Annotated in this window: 14 protein-coding genes; 6 read left to right on the top strand and 8 right to left on the bottom strand. The window is 45.2% G+C overall.

Annotation, left to right across the window (positions count from 1 at the left end; translation table 11 throughout):
- Positions 1–21: 21 nt before the first annotated feature.
- Together PMG71_RS05150 and PMG71_RS05155 are read left to right on the top strand one after the other, a co-directional pair.
- A complete protein-coding gene (locus tag PMG71_RS05150) occupies positions 22–1,950 on the top strand; it encodes a pentapeptide repeat-containing protein (RefSeq protein ID WP_283752576.1) in 1,929 nt (642 codons plus the stop codon).
- Between the two features lie 6 nt (positions 1,951–1,956).
- A complete protein-coding gene (locus tag PMG71_RS05155; protein ID WP_283752577.1) occupies positions 1,957–2,409 on the top strand; it encodes a DUF29 domain-containing protein in 453 nt (150 codons plus the stop codon).
- A 20-nt stretch (positions 2,410–2,429) separates the two neighbouring features.
- Here the strand turns inward: PMG71_RS05155 and shc are convergent, their stop codons facing one another.
- The 7 genes from shc to PMG71_RS05190 all read right to left on the bottom strand — a co-directional run bounded on the left by shc (position 2,430) and on the right by PMG71_RS05190 (position 11,787).
- Positions 2,430–4,391, bottom strand: coding sequence for a squalene--hopene cyclase (gene shc, locus PMG71_RS05160; protein ID WP_283752578.1), 1,962 nt, complete (start codon positions 4,389–4,391; stop codon positions 2,430–2,432).
- Positions 4,392–4,417: 26 nt separating this feature from the next.
- Positions 4,418–4,768, bottom strand: coding sequence for a XisI protein (locus tag PMG71_RS05165; RefSeq protein WP_283752579.1), 351 nt, complete (start codon positions 4,766–4,768; stop codon positions 4,418–4,420).
- Positions 4,756–5,169 (bottom strand): element excision factor XisH family protein, encoded by a 414-nt coding sequence (locus PMG71_RS05170; RefSeq protein WP_283752580.1) that lies wholly within the window; start codon positions 5,167–5,169, stop codon positions 4,756–4,758. The genes PMG71_RS05165 and PMG71_RS05170 overlap by 13 nt, the downstream gene beginning before the upstream one ends.
- A gap of 10 nt (positions 5,170–5,179) precedes the next feature.
- A complete protein-coding gene (gene pyk / locus PMG71_RS05175) occupies positions 5,180–6,937 on the bottom strand; it encodes a pyruvate kinase (protein ID WP_347179205.1) in 1,758 nt (585 codons plus the stop codon).
- A gap of 608 nt (positions 6,938–7,545) precedes the next feature.
- Positions 7,546–7,995 carry an REP-associated tyrosine transposase gene (locus PMG71_RS05180; protein WP_283752582.1) on the bottom strand — a complete coding sequence of 150 codons (450 nt, stop codon included), beginning with the start codon at positions 7,993–7,995 and terminating at the stop codon, positions 7,546–7,548.
- A 352-nt stretch (positions 7,996–8,347) separates the two neighbouring features.
- Entirely contained in the window at positions 8,348–9,382 is a 1,035-nt protein-coding gene (locus PMG71_RS05185; protein WP_430540994.1) for a ribonucleotide-diphosphate reductase subunit beta, read from the bottom strand.
- Positions 9,383–9,504: 122 nt separating this feature from the next.
- On the bottom strand, positions 9,505–11,787 hold the full coding sequence (locus PMG71_RS05190; RefSeq protein ID WP_283752584.1) for a ribonucleoside-diphosphate reductase subunit alpha: 2,283 nt from the start codon (positions 11,785–11,787) through the stop codon (positions 9,505–9,507).
- Positions 11,788–12,013: 226 nt separating this feature from the next.
- On the opposite strand from PMG71_RS05190, the gene PMG71_RS05195 reads away from it, so the two are divergent.
- The 4 genes from PMG71_RS05195 to PMG71_RS05210 all read left to right on the top strand — a co-directional run bounded on the left by PMG71_RS05195 (position 12,014) and on the right by PMG71_RS05210 (position 14,255).
- Positions 12,014–12,256: a DUF433 domain-containing protein gene (locus PMG71_RS05195; protein WP_347178782.1), complete on the top strand. Its 243-nt coding sequence runs from the start codon at positions 12,014–12,016 to the stop codon at positions 12,254–12,256.
- Complete coding sequence (locus PMG71_RS05200) at positions 12,253–12,435, top strand: hypothetical protein (protein ID WP_283752586.1); 183 nt, start codon at positions 12,253–12,255, stop codon at positions 12,433–12,435. The genes PMG71_RS05195 and PMG71_RS05200 overlap by 4 nt, the downstream gene beginning before the upstream one ends.
- Positions 12,436–12,532: 97 nt before the next feature.
- Positions 12,533–13,477: a hypothetical protein gene (locus PMG71_RS05205; RefSeq protein WP_283752587.1), complete on the top strand. Its 945-nt coding sequence runs from the start codon at positions 12,533–12,535 to the stop codon at positions 13,475–13,477.
- Between the two features lie 235 nt (positions 13,478–13,712).
- Positions 13,713–14,255 (top strand): REP-associated tyrosine transposase, encoded by a 543-nt coding sequence (locus tag PMG71_RS05210; protein WP_283752588.1) that lies wholly within the window; start codon positions 13,713–13,715, stop codon positions 14,253–14,255.
- A gap of 373 nt (positions 14,256–14,628) precedes the next feature.
- Here PMG71_RS05210 and PMG71_RS05215 read toward each other — a convergent pair whose 3' ends face one another.
- Positions 14,629–17,049, bottom strand: a complete 2,421-nt coding sequence (locus PMG71_RS05215; RefSeq protein WP_283752589.1) for an endonuclease MutS2 — start codon at positions 17,047–17,049, stop codon at positions 14,629–14,631.
- Positions 17,050–17,373 lie beyond the last annotated feature (324 nt).

The following is a 17,373-nucleotide window of genomic DNA, read 5'->3' on the forward strand; positions in this document are numbered from 1 at the left end:
TTGACTTCTCACTCAATTATCATGACTGATCCAACACCAAACCCCCAGGAACAAGCTCATCCAACCAGTGAAGAAAGAAATCTTGATGAAACCCAAGCTGCTTCATCTCCTGAAACAACAGGGTCAAAGAATCCCCAGAGGGAATTTCAACAACTCGATCCTGATTTAAATTTGATTAAGGAGAAAATACTTGAAGATATTGCCCGCAAAATAGCAGAGAACTACTCAGAGCATTTAAGTGAGCAAAAATTGCGTGACTTTTTCTTGGACAAAAACGACCATGCTTTTGAAGATTTAAAAGCATTATTAGAAGACAAAAAGTATCAAGAATTAATTCAACCTAAAAATGTCATTCAAAGACTCAAATCTCGATTAGAGTGGCTTGAAGATTTCAAAACCATATTCCCCACAGCGATTGTTGTTGGTTTATGTGCTGGAATATTTGGTGTTTACTCAAATTATAAAGCTGATTTAAGGGAACGTAAAACAACTAATGAACTCAATAATCAAAGAATTCTTGAAGGGTATATGAATACGATTAAGGAAATAGAGCTTTCTAGGGATTATTCTGAAGAATCGAAAAAAGAAAGAGAAAGTTTTATTCAAAATTTAACTGTAGTTACTTTGCGGGAGTTAACTGAAGGAAATGATAGAAAAGCTAGACTTGTGCTTTTTCTCCACCAATTAGGTATTCCTGAAAAAAATCCAAATGATCCTTGTGATATAAGCAATTCAGCCAGTCATCCTGACCAATGTCAATTTTACAAGGGAGGAAATCTGAAGTTTGTTCATTTTACGGGATACAACTTAAATAATATCAATTTATCCTACGCAGATTTAAGAGGAGCAAGCTTTTTGAACACACAATTACTTGAAGCAAAGCTTATAGGGTCAGACCTTAAATGTGAGATGCTTCAAGAGGCTGATATTTTGTCTGAATTTCCTATTCTTGAATTGTTCAGAGTCTTCAACTTAAACCAAACAGCAAAACAAAAATGTACTGACTTAAGGGGCGCTAAATTAATGGGTGCTGACTTAAGAGGCGCTGAATTAATAGGCGCTAACTTAAGTGGTGCTGACTTAAGTGTAACTGCTAGTGATAAATCAAGTGGTAATATCTTAATTGAAAAAGGAGCTAATTTAACTATGACTGACTTAACAGGCGCTAACTTAACTGGTGTTAACTTAAGTTATGCTACATTAAAAGGCGCTCTTTTAAACGATGCTTATTTAGAAATTACTCAATGCCCTAAGCCAAATTGTTTGAATCTAGCTTTTGCGAACTTGAGTAATGCTTATTTAAATAGGGCAAACTTAACTAATGCTAACTTAACGGATGCTTATTTAAATAGGGCAAACTTAACTAATGCTAACTTAACGGGTGCTAACTTAACGAGGGCTGAGTTAAGAGGTGCTAATTTAACCGGTGCTAATTTAACCGATGCTAATTTAGCAGGTGCTAATTTAACCGGTGCTGATTTAACCGGTGCTGATTTAACCAGTGCTGATTTAACCGGTGCTAATTTGAAAAGCTACGATAACTTAATTGATGATTTAGAGGAGAGTATTGATAAATATTTAGATAATCCTAAAAACCATTCTTTGTCATTTAACCAAGAGACAATAGATAAGGTGAATCAAGATGTGAATTTTAAGCAAGAACTCGAAGAGCTTCGAGAGCGTGTCAAGCAATTCGACAACTCAAAGAATCCATTGGAAGCACAAAAAATGGCAGTAGAACAATTCAAAAAGAATATCCAGAAATATCGAAATCGAAGGATACCGAAAACGGACTTAACTAATGCAACTCTTATAGGTACTAACTTGACAGATGTTACGCTTGATGAAGTCCCACAAGCAAAGGATGCAAAATTTATTAATAATCCAGGGATATCTGATAAATTAGAACAACAATTACTTAATGGAGGGGCTAGAAAAGGTTATTTTTAGGATAGAATGAGTTACGATCGCCCTTTTCAGACTATGCTCTACGAAACTGATATCATCCAATGGGTTGAACAACAGGTCGCTCTGATTCGGCAAGAGCGCTATGGTGAAGTGGATTGGGAGAATCTGTTACCAGAGATTGAAGACTTGAGTAAACGAGAGCGCGATCGCTTTTTATCGTCTATTCGCTTAATTATTCAGCATCTTTTGAAATGGGAATACCAACCCGAAAAACGTTCTCGCTCTTGGGAAATTACCATTAAACGAGAACGAAATAATCTGAAACGTTATCTCAGAGATACACCTAGCTTAAAGCGATATTGGCAAAATCTATCGAAGGTTTATGAAGATGCTAGAGCGGATGCTGCGAATGAAACGGGTATTTTGGATTGGGAGTTTCCAGAAACATGCCCCTATTCTATTGAACAGATTCAAATGGATTGGTTTCCGGAAATGAATTGAATATTCATACTTACTCATTGTTAAGGGTTAGTGATTAATTGGTGATATCTGCTGAGGGCAATGAGGGGAAAGTATTGGGCATAAAAGTGGTATTTGATATAGAAGTGGCAGGGGAAACCGGTTCCGGTAAATTCGGCTTCTTCCCATTCTCCATTAGGCAGTTGGCAGGAGAGTAAATAGTTGATTCCCCATTCTAAATTCTGCCAGGGAAAGATTCCGGTGGCTTCTCCGGCGGCTAATAATCCGATTAAGGCCCAAGCGGTTTGGGAGGGGGTGCTAACTCCGATGCCTTTTAAGCTGGGGTCATGATAACTGTGGCAGGTTTCGCCCCATCCACCATCGGCGTTTTGGCAAGAAATGAGCCAGTTGGCGGCTTTTTCGATTTGGGTTTTATGGCTATCTGGAGCGATGAGGGCGAGGGCGGAGAGTACGCCACTGGTTCCATAGATGTAGTTTACGCCCCAACGGCCAAACCAAGGGCCTTCGGGTTCTTGTTGTTGTTGGAGGTAGGTTAATGCTCTTTGGGTGCGCTCATTGCGACTCTGCTCGGTGAGCGCGGGGGGGTTGAGTTGGTGAGTATGGGGTTTGAGTTCGCCGAGCATTTCGAGGACTCTGGCGGTAACGTCGGCGGTGTTGGGGTCAATCATGGCTTTGAGGTCTGCGTAGGGGAGACTGTTTAACCAATCTTGATTGTTGTCGAGGTCAAAGGCTGCCCATCCTCCGGCCTGACATTGCATGGTCATGATCCAGTCTACACAACGGGCGATCGCATCCCATTTTTTTTCTGCGTCGGGTAGCTCTAACTCGATTAAACTCATGACGGCAGCGGCCGCATCGTCGATATCGGGATAAAATTGGTTGTCAAACTCGAATGACCAACCGCCGGGTTTACCGACTTTATTCTTAATGGCCCAATCTCCATAGGCTAAAACTTGTTTATCGAGTAGCCATTCTCCCCCTTTGACGAGGGCGGGATGGTTGGGGGCTAATCCAGATTCGACTAGGGCGCGTAATACCCAAATGGTATCCCAAACGGGGGAAACACAGGCTTGGGTGCGATAGGTGTCTTCGGTTTCGATGCAAAAGCGGTCTACGGCGGCTAATCCCCGTTGTACGAAGGGGTCGCGGATACTGTATTCTAAACAACGAAGAGCTAGAAGGGAGTTGAGCATGGCGGGAATGATGCCACCCCAGTCTCCGCTCGGTTCTTGGCGCTCTAATATCCAGCGCTCTGCTGCTTGCAGTCCTTCTTGACGAAAGGGAATCCAATTAAGGTTTTCTGCGAGTTTGAAGCCTTGGTCAAACCAGACGAAGATATCTGTCCAATCTTGGTTTTGGGGCAGTTCGTAGCGGACGTTGTGGATGCCTTCGCTGTAGAGTTCGTTGAGGTTGAAGTTGGGGGTGGGGCGATAAATGGGGCGGCGATCGCATACAATAATCAGAGGTACGGTGCTACTTCTGGCCCAACTGGAGAGTTCATAGATATTAAACCCAAAGTCATTGGGTAAGAGCATCACCCAAGGGGGAATAGAGGGCACACCGCGCCACTCATAGCACCCCAAAAGGGCGAGATGAATTTTGGTAAAAATGCGGCTTTTGCTGATGCCTCCCTTTTGCAGAATCAGGGTTTTGGCTTTTTGCAATGCGGGGTCAGAGGCAGGCACACCCAGCAATCTGAGGGCCATGTAGGCTTCGATAGAGGTACTCAGGTCACCCCCATCCCCATAATACAGTTCCCAGCCGCCATGGTCTCGTTGTTGCGATCGCAGATAAGCTTCTGTTTTATCCAGGGGTCGAGTTTTGTCCGTTCCCCAAATCTTATGCAACATCACCATCTCTGCCGTGATGGTAACATTCGATTCGAGTTCCGCCCACCAGTACCCCTGGGGATATTGTTGCGAGAGCAGATAGGTTTGACTGTTTTTAATCGCTTCTTTGAGGGACAGAGAAGGCTGGGAACTGAGAGGGGTTTGAGTGGACATGGGTATTGATAAGGGCGATCGCAAACTTATTCTACCGTAACTGCTCCATAACCTGAAAACTGGCGCATGAAAGGCGAATGCAAACCCAAAATAATATCCTCCTTCTTTACCCCTATTGCCGTTAACTTCTCTCCCAAATCCACATCCGTAAAATTGCGTTGCACCCAGATTTTACTATCCTTAATGTCAATATGAATAAAAGGATCATAAATATACTGCTTTCCTTTCCAACCTACATCTAACAAAAGATAATGATCTCGTTCCTTATCCAAAATAATCTCTGAAAAAACATCCTTTTCTTGACGGGAAGTATTATAACAGTATAACTCTTCCAAGACTTGAATGACTGCACTGCGTAAATGTTCTAAGGTAGCCATTGTTCAATGATCTCCTCCTCTGGATTGTAGATGATTAAACTAATTTCCTGTTTAGCGATTACAGCTTGGGCAAATTCCGACCGAAATAAAGTTTCATAAATAACATCTGGAACAGCAAGATAAAGGCGGCGATCGGGTTCTAGTTTCTCAAGCATAACTTTATAGTTCACAAATTGTCCAACAGCCACATGAAAAGCAAACATGGGAGAAATATCAGAAAAGGTTTTGATTTCAACTGCTATTTTTTTCTCTTCTTTTGTGGCCATCAATAATTTTTCTGCTCCCAGATCGATATAGGTCGTTGTATTTCCCCACTTCAAAAATAACGGGTCGTCAGTCACCGCCCAGCCTTCTTTTTCCAATCCCCTCTTAACTTGTTCGTGAAAAGTATCCTTTGCCATCTCAGGTTAATTACATTCTCGATGAGCCAGAATAGACCAAACCCCGCGCCATATCTAAGGTGACAAACTCCCCATCACGGATAACTTCTGTCGCTCGCTGAACGCCTACAAGCACCGGAATTCCTAAGCGCAAACCAATAATAGCTGCATGGGAGGTGGTGCTGTCTATTTCCACAATAATTCCCCCGGCTTTGCGAATCGCTTCAATAAAATCGGCTCCCGTTTCTGGCGCAACCAAGATATCACCGGGATGAAAATGGGTGGCTTCTAACCCATTGTGGGCAATTCTGGCTCGACCACTGACTAAGCCTTGGCCAATTCCCGTTCCTTTGCCTAGAACCGCCGTGACAATTTGTACTTTAATCAAATCCGTTGAACCGGGCACTCCAGTTAAAGTCCCTGCCGTCATCACCACTAAATCCCCTTCCTGGAGTAAATGCTGCTCTTGGGCTGTATTAATTGCCGCTTCAAACGTCTGATTCATGGAGGGTAAATCGAGAACCAAGAGGGTGTCTACTCCCCACACCAATTGCAACCGCCGTGCCACCGAGACTTGGGGGGTAATGGCTAAAATGGGAGCGATGGGACGGAATTTAGACACATTGCGAGCTGTTGAACCGGTTTTCGTCAAGGTCATGATGGCGGCGGCATTGAGCTGTTCGGCAATGCGGCTTACCCCTTGGGAGATGGCACTGGGAATGGACTGGCGACCATTGGTCTCTGCGTTGCGGGTATGGGGTTCTTTTTCGATCCGTTGGGCAATGCGGGCCATAGTAGCAACGGCTTCTACGGGGAATTTACCGACGGCGGTTTCGTTGGAGAGCATTACCGCATCGGTTCCATCGAGGATGGCATTGGCAACATCGGAAATTTCTGCACGGGTGGCACGGGGGGAGCTGACCATGCTATCAAGCATTTGGGTCGCCGTGATTACGGGAATACCGAGACGGTTGGCGGTAGAAATTAGGCGTTTTTGCAACATGGGTACGTCTTCGGCGGGCACTTCTACTCCCAGATCTCCGCGAGCGACCATGACCCCATCGGATAAGCTCAGAATAGCGTCCATTTGCTCGATCGCCTCATGTTTTTCGATTTTGACGATCACCGGCACTTGTTTGCCTGCATTGGAGATAATTTCCTTAATCTCCAGAACATCCTGGGGGTTGCGGACAAAGGAGAGGGCTATCCAGTCTACCCCTTGATCTAAGCCAAAGGCTAGATCCACCCGGTCTTTATCGGTTAAGGCTTTAACGGAGAGATAAACCCCCGGAAAGTTGACCCCTTTGTTGTTGGAGAGGGTTCCGGGAACTGTGACGCGACAGTGGAGTTGTTGGGTGCTGCGATCGATCTCTTCCACTTTCATTTCGACTCGACCATCATCGAGGAGAATGGTGGAGTCTACAGGGACTTCTTCTGCGAGGCGATCGTAGCTGACAAAACTAATTTCTTGTGTTCCCAACATGCGATCGCTCGTTAGCGTGAAGCGATCGCCCTTTTTCAGTACCACCGATCCCTGCTCGAATTTCCCCAACCGAATTTTCGGCCCCTGTAAGTCCTGTAAAATACCCACCGGCTGATTCAGCTCAAAGGACACTTGGCGAATCAGACGGATATTGCGCTGATGATCTTCATGGCTGCCGTGGGAAAAATTCAGTCTGAGGGTCGTTGCTCCGGCTAGGATTAGCTCACGAAGCACCTCTGCACTGCTAGTAGCTGGGCCAATGGTAGCAACAATCTTGGTTCGACGGGGGGAATACTGCGATCGCATGGAGTGTTTATCAACGATGAAGTCGTTGTTCATTGTACCGAGGAACCTAGGCCAATGGATCATTTCAGTCTAACAATTCCTTTTCCCCTTCGCCTACCCTTCCCTCTCCTCACCTACATGGCTTCAGAAGTTTTTTGATACAAATCCTAAAAGTAGGGAATGCGAGCGTCTCGCTCGCTACAAATTAACGAGCGAGCAAGATGCTCGCACTCCTCTCGGAATCAACGAGCGAGCAAGATGCTCGCACTCCTCATCGGGATTAACGAGCGAGCAAGATACTCGCACTCCTCTCGGAATTAACGAGCGAGCAAGATGCTCGCACTCCTCTAGAGATCAACAGCCAGCAAGATGCTCGCACTCCTCTCGGAATCAACTAGCGAGCAAGATGCTCGCACTCCTCATCGGGATTAACGAGCGAGCAAGATGCTCGCACTCCTCTCGGAATCAACTAGCGAGCAAGATGCTCGCACTCCTCTCGGAATCAACTAGCGAGCAAGATGCTCGCACTCCTCATCGGGATTAACTAGCGAGCAAGATGCTCGCACTCCTCTCGGAATCAACTAGCGAGCAAGATACTCGCATTCCTGTATTGTCCTCTACAAAAAGAATTAAAAACTTTCCCACAAGAAAGGATAATCTTCTGGAGCATCAGCATATTTTGCTTTAACTGGGTTTTCTCTGATATAGTCCAAAATATTCAGAAAATGTTCGCGATTTTTGATCAATACATCATAGCATCCATCTTGCCAAACCTTGCCCATATGTTTCATCACTTTAGGAACTTGGTTAGAGCTATAACTTTTTATGCTATGCATAATACTACCCATTGACCAATATTCTTGTTCCGATTTTCGATAGGGTTTGATTAACAAATGAACATGATCTGACATCACAACAGTACTATACAAAAAATAGCGTTTTTCATGAAAATATAGACAAGCATCTAAGACTATTTTTCGCGCTTCATCATTCAGCTCTAATCTTTCATAAGTGGTAAAAGTAATAAAGTAAATCCCTCCTTGAATTTCTAATTTAGGCAAGGGCTTTTTATAAGTCATAATAATGAAATCTCCTGCTCGCTCTTACTATCCTTAGTGAGCGGGACCCTCACACTCCTGAAATTTCATCATTATATTATGGAGTGCGAGCATCTTGCTCGCTAAAGACCCATTAAATCTCCTACTTGCTAAAGACCCATCAAATCTCCTGCTCGCTCTTACTATCCTTAGTGAGCGAGACGCTCACACTCCTGAAATTTCATCATTATATTATGGAGTGCGAGCATCCTGCTCGCTAAAGACCCATTAAATCTCCTGCTCGCTAAAGACCCATTAAATCTCCTGCTCGCTAAAGACCCATCAAATCTCCTGCTCGCTAAAAACCCATCAAATCTCCTGCTCCCTATGATTACTAAATTTCGTCCCAACCGGTTACCCCGGAAGACATCACATAACTGGTGACTCCCGCTTCAAAGAAATTTGCCTTCGTATGGCCTTCTTTCTTCGTATCCGAAAAACGCTCTAGATGAGCATAGGGACTCTTCTTATATTTATCATCCGGATACATCGGCGGCAAACCGATCGCACCTAAGCGAATATTAGCCAAGTATTTGGTGTACTGCTCCGTACTCCCCTCCGTAATTCCCAGAATTTGATTGCCAATAATATGGTTTGTCCACTGGCATTCATGCTGCACAGCTTGATCGAACATTTCATAAACTTGATCCATCGAATTGGGAAACACCGTCATTGCCTCCGGCAGGATTTTTTGATAGAGCCGGACATGGGATAATTCATCTCGATTAATCAACTTGAAAATATCCGCACTCCCTGGCATCAACATCCGGGAAGCTAGATTATAGAAAAAGCAAAAGCCATTGTAAAAGTATAGCCCTTCTAAAATATAATCTGCCACCAAAGAAACAAAGTATTTTTCTGGAGTCGGATCGTCGATATACTGCTGATAAAGTGTCGCTACAAACCGACATCGGTCTTTGAGAACTTTATCCGTGCGCCAGAAATCATAAACTTGATTCCTTTTTTCTGAAGGAATAATCGTCTCAATCATATATTGATAAGATTGATTGTGCATTCCCTCTTGGGCAATTTGTTCTGCCATACAGAGACTCACTTCTGGAGCAGTTACCGTGCTTTTTAAGTGGGGAATATTGCAGGTTTGAACGGAATCCAAAAAGGTTAAATAGGACAAAATTCCATCAAATGCTTGTCTTTCTTCTGGGGTCAAATTCCAATAATCTACCACATCTTGAGTAATGTCCAATTTTTCGGGAATCCAGAAGTTCTCACGCATCATTTTATAGAGACTGACTGCCCAAGGATAGCGGACATCATTGAGTTGCATGAGGTTGGTGGTTTCCCCAAACCAAATGGTGCGATGTTCGGTATCGTCATTTCCCCCAGGGTTAAAGATGGGGTTCATCGTCATTTTTTGCCGATCGATGATGTGTGTATGATTCATGATTTTTGTAGTCCAATTAGGAGTTAATGACCAAAAAATGGAAGCAGCTTATAATCTACTTCCATTTCCCGAATTTAGCAAATATTCGGTTAATTGGCGCAAGAACTACAATCGGTTAACCCTTCCTTAAAGTCGTCCCGTTGAACGGTGCGGACATAGTATACGGCTTTACATTCTTGTTGCCAAGCCATGACTAAAGTTTCAAAAATATCTTTAGCTTTGAGGGTGCGCTCTGGTTCATCCTGAAAATAGACACCGGAGTTTAAGTTAAAGAGCAATTCCATAGAAATGCCGGTATCAATCCACTGTTGAATGGTAGCAACAGCAGCGACGACTTTTTTCTGTTCTAAGTTTTTGCTTTCTTGGTAGTACCAGAAGAAATCGGTGATAAATGGGGGGGCAATGGGTACGCTGCCTTTTGCCCATTTATCGTAGAAGAAACGGCTGTAGGTGGGGAGAATGCTGGCGGTGCAGCCTTGGACGAGGGAGGAGGAGGTGTTAGGGGCGATCGCCGTAATATGACTATTACGAATACCATATTTCTGGATATCCTGTGACAATTGTTCCCAGCGTTCTGGCTCCTGGGAATGTTCCCGAAACCACTCTACCGGTTTAGATCCAATTAAATGCCCCTTACTCCACTGACTGCCCGCAAAGTATTCATAAGCACCGCGCTCTTTCGCCAGTTCCATAGAAGCATGGGTACACCAATAGCCCATTTCCTCAAATAAATGACTCATTTGAGGCAAGTCTTCATAAGATAGTTGGCGTTTGGCTAACCAATCCGCTAATCCCATAGCTCCTACCCCAATCGTGCGATATCTGTCGTTATGGGTTTTACTGGCTGCGAAAGGAGGATGGGTGACTTCAATGGTATTGTCCAACATGCGGACTGCCGTTTGGCAAATGTCGGCCAATTCCTCGGCTTCTAGGTTGGCAAAATTGAGGCTATTTAAGTTGCAACAATGGGCTTCTTCTCCAGGACTAACATTACTGAAGGATTCACAACAGAGATTAACGCCGGGAATATAGCCTTTATGAGAGTTGGGATTAGCCCGGTTAATCGTATCTTTGAAAGCCAGATAGGGCATACCCGTTTCTACCTGGGTACGCATGATGGTTTTAAACAGTTCCCTGGCATTAATCCGGTTATACAAGGCTAGAGTATGACCCACTTCAGCTTCAATTTTTTCATAAGCTTGCTCGAAGTCTTTGCCCCAAAGCGTCGGTAAGTCAATGCCCAGTTTGGTTTTTACTTCATAGGGATCGACTAATGTCCAGTTTTGTTGGGCAATAACCCGTCTCATGAATTCATCGGCAATCACCAATTGGGGGAAAATATCATAAGCTTTACGCCGTTGATCCCCATTCTCGGTTTGCATTTCCAGGAATTCGAGGATATCTAAATGCCAGATATCGAGGCTGACGGTGACTGCTCCTGCGCGTCTTCCGCCTTGGTTCACGGCGATCGCCGTATCATTGAGCAGTTTAATCCAGGGCACAACTCCCCCAGAAGCATTGGGTTTACCCATCACCCAAGATCCTGTCGCCCGAATGCGGCTCACATTTACCCCCACACCGCCGCCATTTTTGGAAATGCGAGCTGTATCGGTTAGGGTTTCGTAAATGCTCTCTAGGTTGTCATCCATGGCGGTAATGAAGCAACTCGACAGAGAACCCCCAGGAATGCGGAGGTTGGCGAGGATGGGAGTCGCTAAGGAAATTTTCCGTTGGGCGATCGCCTCATAAAACTTTTTCGCCCACTTCAACCGATTCTGCGGCTCCTCCACCGACGCAAGCAACAGCGCACAAGTCAGATAAGCCTCTTGCGGTAATTCATCTTTGAGCAAATACCGCTTCGTCAACAGAGTGGCTCCAGCATAATCATAATCCGTATCCCAATCGGGGTTAATCCAACTGCCTGCCCGTTCCAATTCATCCGGAGAATAGGTTAAAATCCGTTCGTCATACTCATTGGCTGCCACCTTGCGAGCCACCGTTTTCGGATAATTGCTATATTGGTAGCCACGGTTGACTAGAGTATCTTTCCACAAGCTCCATATATGGAGCCTTCCAGCCACATAGCGCCAATCCGGTTCTGTCGGGCTACACAACTCTAAGCTACAGTTAATCAAGTTTTCCTGGATTTCTCTGGTGGTTACCCCATTGCGTAGACGAGTCGTTAGCCCTGCCTCTAGAGGAATAGGACTCGTCTGGGTTCCCAGACATGCCCACTCCACAACAGCACGAATCTTGGTGACATCTAGGGCAGCATGAGTGCCATCTCGCTTAACCACATAGATAGGGGTTGTGTGGGGGGCATGGGCTGTTATGGAGAGGGTTTCCGCGATCGGACATGAAGGTTGCATCATAAGGAATGGAGATACTACGGTCACATAAAATGAAGTGATGAGATCTTAATGTACTCCATTTTCCACATCTGGTGAAATAAATTGACATTTTTTTAATTTTACGCTATATGTGGAGTATTTAATAGGGGGACATTAACTTCAGATTTTCTCTGTCCCAAAGAAATTTCTATAAGGCATTACGGTCAAACCGAAATGTTTCTGATTGATACAGGAGTTCTTGTACATGATGCCGGAGTACCAACAACTGATTATTTCCGATCCCCAAATTATGATGGGAAAACCAACGATTCGGGGAACTCGAATTACCGTTGAATTGATTCTAGAAAGTCTTGCGGCTGGAGAAACTGAGGAACAACTCTTACAAGCTTATCCTAGACTCGATCGCCAGTCTATCCTCGCCGCCCTTGCCTTTGCTGCTGAAGCGTTAAAGGCGGATGTGGTGTATCCAGTGTTAGATGTAGCTTCGTGAACTTGTTGGCAGATGAAAATATTAATCAACTGATTGTGGATCGCCTGTTAATAGGGTTATCCAACGAGAAAAAGGTAACAATCATTGCTAATGCGATCGCTCAATACGCCGATCAACTACCGGGTGCTTTTACTGTAATTGCCCCTACCACAATTCGGATTCGGAAAATGGAGATCTGAGGGATGAAGGAAATTAGCCGTCCAGAAACCCGGTTTCTCCTGGGAAGTGCGTATCGGCAGCAGAAATTTAATAAAAATTTAAACTCAATGACACCAAATGCTACCGACATTTGTCCTACTTCAGCAGTATACTCAGGGCGTGCATTTTGGTGATACAAATGGGCTGAGTGACCATCCATCTAGTCAAAATCAACCTAGTCAAAATCGTGTACAACCTATTAGAGAAACACAAGATCCTAAACCAACTGGAGACCGCTATCATGGAGAACCTCCTCCAAATCCCTATACAAATGATGATGATGATCCTCCTGAAGATAATCAAGGAACGGGTCAATCAGAATCATTTGGGCCAGTTCAAGAGATTCCTAAAGTCCCAAACTTCGACGTTGACCCCCAAAACTTTAACCAATTTTCTATTCCAGTAGAAGAAATTACCACGTTTCTTTGGGCAGTTGCGATAGTTGGAGTAGTAATAGTATTAGTCGCAGCAGCTCCTCAAATACTAGCATTTCTCGCAGCTGCTGGTTTAGGAGTTGGAATGCGAGCTTCTCTTATTGCTATAGCTGCACTTTTTGCTACATCAACTCCGACTCTAGCTGAAGAGAATCCGACTGCCCAACCTAATAATCGACTAGCAGAATTACCAGGGCAGCCAAGTGGTGATGTGTTGTATGTAGGCACGATAAATTTTACGCAACTCTGCGATAGGAAAAAGCCAGAAGGCTACTATTATAATGAGTATCCAAAGACTGATAATTTAACTCAAGGCCTATGTACGGTAACGAAACCGATGGGTAGAGAATTAGCTCCACGAATTGAAATTAACTTTGATATTGCAGATGGCGCACAATATTGTAGAGAAAGGTTCTCTCAACATCAAGATCCTGGAATTAGGCAAGTTGCTAGTTCTGCCTTTGTCCAAGTTTCTATGTCTCATTGGAACAGAAATAGAGAAAAACGATGGGACTGTTGTGTTTCCTGTCCTCCAAACGATACTCGCTGTTCGCCATTTAATCCCCAGAATGGGCCATTTTCTAGGTGAATATGAATAATAGGTTTTTTACAGAGAATAATAGCGAGAAAATTTGTAGGGGCGGGTTCTGCAACCATTTGGGAATCCCACCAATAACCTTTGTGAACCCGCCCAACACGATGTCGATATCATCATTTCCTGTGGTTTGTTGGTGGGGTGGGGGCGAGTTTACGTCATTGATTTGTGGGTGTCCTAGATTTGGGTATAACCCGCCCCTACGGATTGTTGTTTTGGTGCTATGAACATGAAATATAATCCCAAAATTCATCATCGTCGTTCCATTCGCCTGCCGGAATATGATTACAGTCAACCGGGTTTCTATTTTGTTACGATTTGTATTTACCAGCGCGAATGTTTGTTGGGCAAGATTGAAGATGGAATGATGAAATTCAGCCGTTACGGTCAAGTTGTTGAAGACAATTGGTTCAATTTAACGAAAATTTATTCCCATATTGCCTTAAATATATTTGTGATTATGCCCAATCATTTCCATGGTATTATCGAGATTAAAGAACAGGATAAAAAACACGACCTAGCCAAAATTATTAGAACATTTAAAACCTTTTCAGCGCGTCGGATCAATCAAATCCGGTCAATGAAAGGAATTCCGGTATGGCAAAGGGGATATTACGAACACATTATCCGCGATGAAGGTTCATTAGCCACAATTCAACAATATATTATGGATAATCCGTTAAAATGGGAAACGGATGAATTGTATCCATCACACGATATAAATCAATCCGTAGGGGCGGGTTTTTCAACCATTTTGGAATCCCACCAATAACATTCGTAAACCCGCCCAACACGATGTCGATATCATCATTTCCGGTGGTTTTTTGGTGGGGTGGGGGCGGGTTTACGTCATTGATTTATGGGTGTCCTAGATTTGGGTATAACCCGCCCCTACGGTGAACCTGCCCAACCCGATGTCGATATCATCATTTCCGGTGGGTTTGTTGGTGGGGTGGGGGCGGGTTTACAAGATTGATTTGTGGGTGTCCTAGATTTGGGTATAACCCGCCCCTACGGTGAACCCGCCCAACTCGATGTCGATATCATCATTTATGGTGGATTTGTTGGTGGGGTGGGGGCGGGTTTACAAGGTTGATTTGTGGGTGTCCTAGAGTTTGGTATAACCCGCCCCTACGGTGATGGAATTATCCGATTAAATAGGCAATGGTTACCCCTGTGCCGCCGTTTTTTTGATCCGCTAATTCAAAGCGCTCTACTTGGGGATGACTCCGGAGAAATTCATGGACTCCTTCCCTTAATTTACCCGTGCCTTTGCCGTGAATAATCCAGACATTGGTACAATTAGCATTATAGGCTTTGGTAATCCCTTGATCGAGTTCTGCTTCAGCCGTTACCACGCGCAAGCCTCGGATATCTAAGGTATTGTGAGAGGTTTGGATAACTGGGGCAGTGGGTTTTGGAGGGGGCGTTTTCTCTTTTTCCGTAACTGTTTTTTTGCTCGTTTCCTTAGTGGGAACTTCCGCTTTTTTGCCGTCTAAGGATTCGATTTCTGCCAGTCCTACGGTCATTTTCATTAACCCAAAGCGCACGGTTAATTCTTGCCCGTCTTCGTCGATTTGTAGCACTTCTCCGGTTTGTCCTAAACTGGGAATGCGTACCCGTTCCCCGACTTGCGGTTTATAACCGGGTTTGGGTTTGGGGGGATTGACTTTAGAGGGCAGATATTGCTCGGCAATGCGATCGAGTTCTTGGGTGGCTTTGTGGGTGTCTTGGGCAGTGCCTTGTTGTAGGCGTTTGATGGCTTGGGCGACTTCTTTTTTGGCTTGCGAAATTGCCTTTTGGATCTCGATTTCCTGTTGTTGGCGTAACTGTTGTTCCCGCTCTTTGAGTTGTTGCGCTTTGAGTGCGACTTCTTGGTGGAGTCGTTCAGTTTCCGAAAGTAGGCTGGAGGTTTCCTTGACTTGGGTTTCCTGACGACGACGCTCGGCTTCTAAACCGGCGATCGCCTGATTCACGTCTTCAGAACCCGTGCCTATCCACTGTTGCGCCTCTTCGATCACCTCCACATTTAACCCCAAACGGCGGGCAATAGCTAGAGCATTGGAGCGCCCCGGAATGCCCCAGAGTAGGCGATAGGTGGGTTGCAAGGATACCTCGTCAAACTCCACCGAGGCATTCTCAAACCGCTCATCCTCATACTTGAGGGCTTTGAGTTCCCCGAAGTGGGTGGTGGCAATGGTAAGTTGGGCGTTGGTGGCGAGATGTTTCAAGAGGGCGATCGCCAACCCAGTGCCCTCGGAGGGATCGGTTCCCGCACCCACCTCATCTAATAGTACCAATGTAGGGGCGAACGGCCGTTCGCCCCTACAAGCGGCAACACTGTCCAAAATCCGACAAATGCGGCGAATATGTCCCGAAAACGTCGATAAACTTTGCTCCAAGGACTGTTCATCGCCAATATCGGCTAAAATCTGGCTAAACCAAGGCAGTTCCACCGGTTCCCGCGCTGGCACAAATAAGCCCACCTTCGCCATCAGTGCCGCCAGAGCCAAGGTCTTCAAAGTAACCGTCTTTCCTCCCGTATTCGGCCCCGTAATTGCCACTACTCGGATCGGCGGTTCAATACACACCGTCACCGGAACCACCTCTTGCCCCTGTTCGTGACGCTGTTGCCACACCAGCAGGGGATGGCGCAATTGCCGTAGGGTAATCATTTCCGTGGATTCAATGAAACGAGGTGGATTAGCTTGTAACCAATAACTATATCTGGCTTTCGCTGTAGCTAAATCCAGAATGGTAGCAATCTCGACCAAATGTTCTAAATCGTCGTAAACCTCCGCCACCTTCTCCGTGAGAGCGCGACAAATGGCTTCTTCTTCCTTACTTTCCTCTTTTTGCAACTGTCGCAAATCATTCCCCAAGGAGACGATCGCATGGGGTTCGATATACAGAGTTGCGCCGCTCGCAGAGGAGTCATGAACGATACCGGGGATCGTTTCCTTGTGATTCGCTTTCACCGGCAGCACGTAGCGATCGCCCCGTTGGGTAATCAAATTCTCCTGAATGGCGTGAGATTTCCGTTGCAGCAGGTTTTGCAGGGTTTGCGTAATGCGATCGCGCTGATTTTTCAATTGACGGCGTAGATTACCGAGCTTCACACTAGCGCGATCGGCAACTCTCCCCTGTTCATCAATACAGTGATTAATCTCCTGTTCCAATTCCGGATAAGTCCGGATAGTGCTAATCAAATCCAGTAAAATCGGCACATCATCCTGTTCCTCAATAAACCGGCGCAGTCGTCGCATCCCCGCCAATGTACTCGCCACATCCAGCAGTTCATCCCCATACAGTACCCCTTTGAGTGTCGCCCGTTTAACAATGGTGCGAATATCCCGAATACCCCCAAACGGTAGCTCTGTAGTTAGGGTTTGCTCAAGGGTATACACTTCCTGAGTTTGTGCCAATAGGGTGATACTTTCTGCCTGAGTTTCGGGGATCGGCAAGTTTTGGGCGGCGATCGCCCCCATTTTCGTCGCTGCAAACGTCGATAAATGCTCGCATAACCGCGACCATTCTAACAGCTCTAGGGTTTCGTCTTGGATCACTCGTATTTTATCGATTTAACGCCACACTGTTTATTGTATCGACTTTTGCCACGATCCTCCTACTATCGCCCCCTCTCCCGTGGGAGCTAATCTATCATATCAAGTCCGGATAAAGGGTGAAGAAGGGGGCCAGATGCCCGCACTCCTCTAATCCCTTGATATTACTGGAGTGGGAGCATCTTACTCCCTGGATTTTTAATTAGGGTATTTCCGCTTCGCGGACATGAATAAGCGAACTTGATATCATATCAAGTCCGGATAAAGGGTGAAGAAGGGGGCCAGATGCCCGCACTCCTCTAATCCCTTGATATTACTGGAGTGGGA

Source organism: Roseofilum acuticapitatum BLCC-M154, assembly GCF_030068475.1.
GTDB lineage: Bacteria > Cyanobacteriota > Cyanobacteriia > Cyanobacteriales > Desertifilaceae > Roseofilum > Roseofilum acuticapitatum.

Bases quoted from the DNA above. Each gene is read 5' to 3' on its own strand.
- PMG71_RS05180 (WP_283752582.1), bottom strand. From the start codon at position 7,995: ATGACTTATAAAAAGCCCTTGCCTAAATTAGAAATTCAAGGAGGGATT.
- pyk (WP_347179205.1), bottom strand. From the start codon at position 6,937: ATGCGATCGCAGTATTCCCCCCGTCGAACCAAGATTGTTGCTACCATT.
- shc (WP_283752578.1), bottom strand. From the start codon at position 4,391: ATGTCCACTCAAACCCCTCTCAGTTCCCAGCCTTCTCTGTCCCTCAAA.
- PMG71_RS05155 (WP_283752577.1), top strand. From the start codon at position 1,957: ATGAGTTACGATCGCCCTTTTCAGACTATGCTCTACGAAACTGATATC.
- PMG71_RS05185 (WP_430540994.1), bottom strand. From the start codon at position 9,382: ATGACGATGAACCCCATCTTTAACCCTGGGGGAAATGACGATACCGAA.
- PMG71_RS05165 (WP_283752579.1), bottom strand. From the start codon at position 4,768: ATGGCTACCTTAGAACATTTACGCAGTGCAGTCATTCAAGTCTTGGAA.
- PMG71_RS05170 (WP_283752580.1), bottom strand. From the start codon at position 5,169: ATGGCAAAGGATACTTTTCACGAACAAGTTAAGAGGGGATTGGAAAAA.
- PMG71_RS05190 (WP_283752584.1), bottom strand. From the start codon at position 11,787: ATGATGCAACCTTCATGTCCGATCGCGGAAACCCTCTCCATAACAGCC.
- PMG71_RS05150 (WP_283752576.1), top strand. From the start codon at position 22: ATGACTGATCCAACACCAAACCCCCAGGAACAAGCTCATCCAACCAGT.
- PMG71_RS05205 (WP_283752587.1), top strand. From the start codon at position 12,533: ATGCTACCGACATTTGTCCTACTTCAGCAGTATACTCAGGGCGTGCAT.
- PMG71_RS05210 (WP_283752588.1), top strand. From the start codon at position 13,713: ATGAAATATAATCCCAAAATTCATCATCGTCGTTCCATTCGCCTGCCG.
- PMG71_RS05195 (WP_347178782.1), top strand. From the start codon at position 12,014: ATGCCGGAGTACCAACAACTGATTATTTCCGATCCCCAAATTATGATG.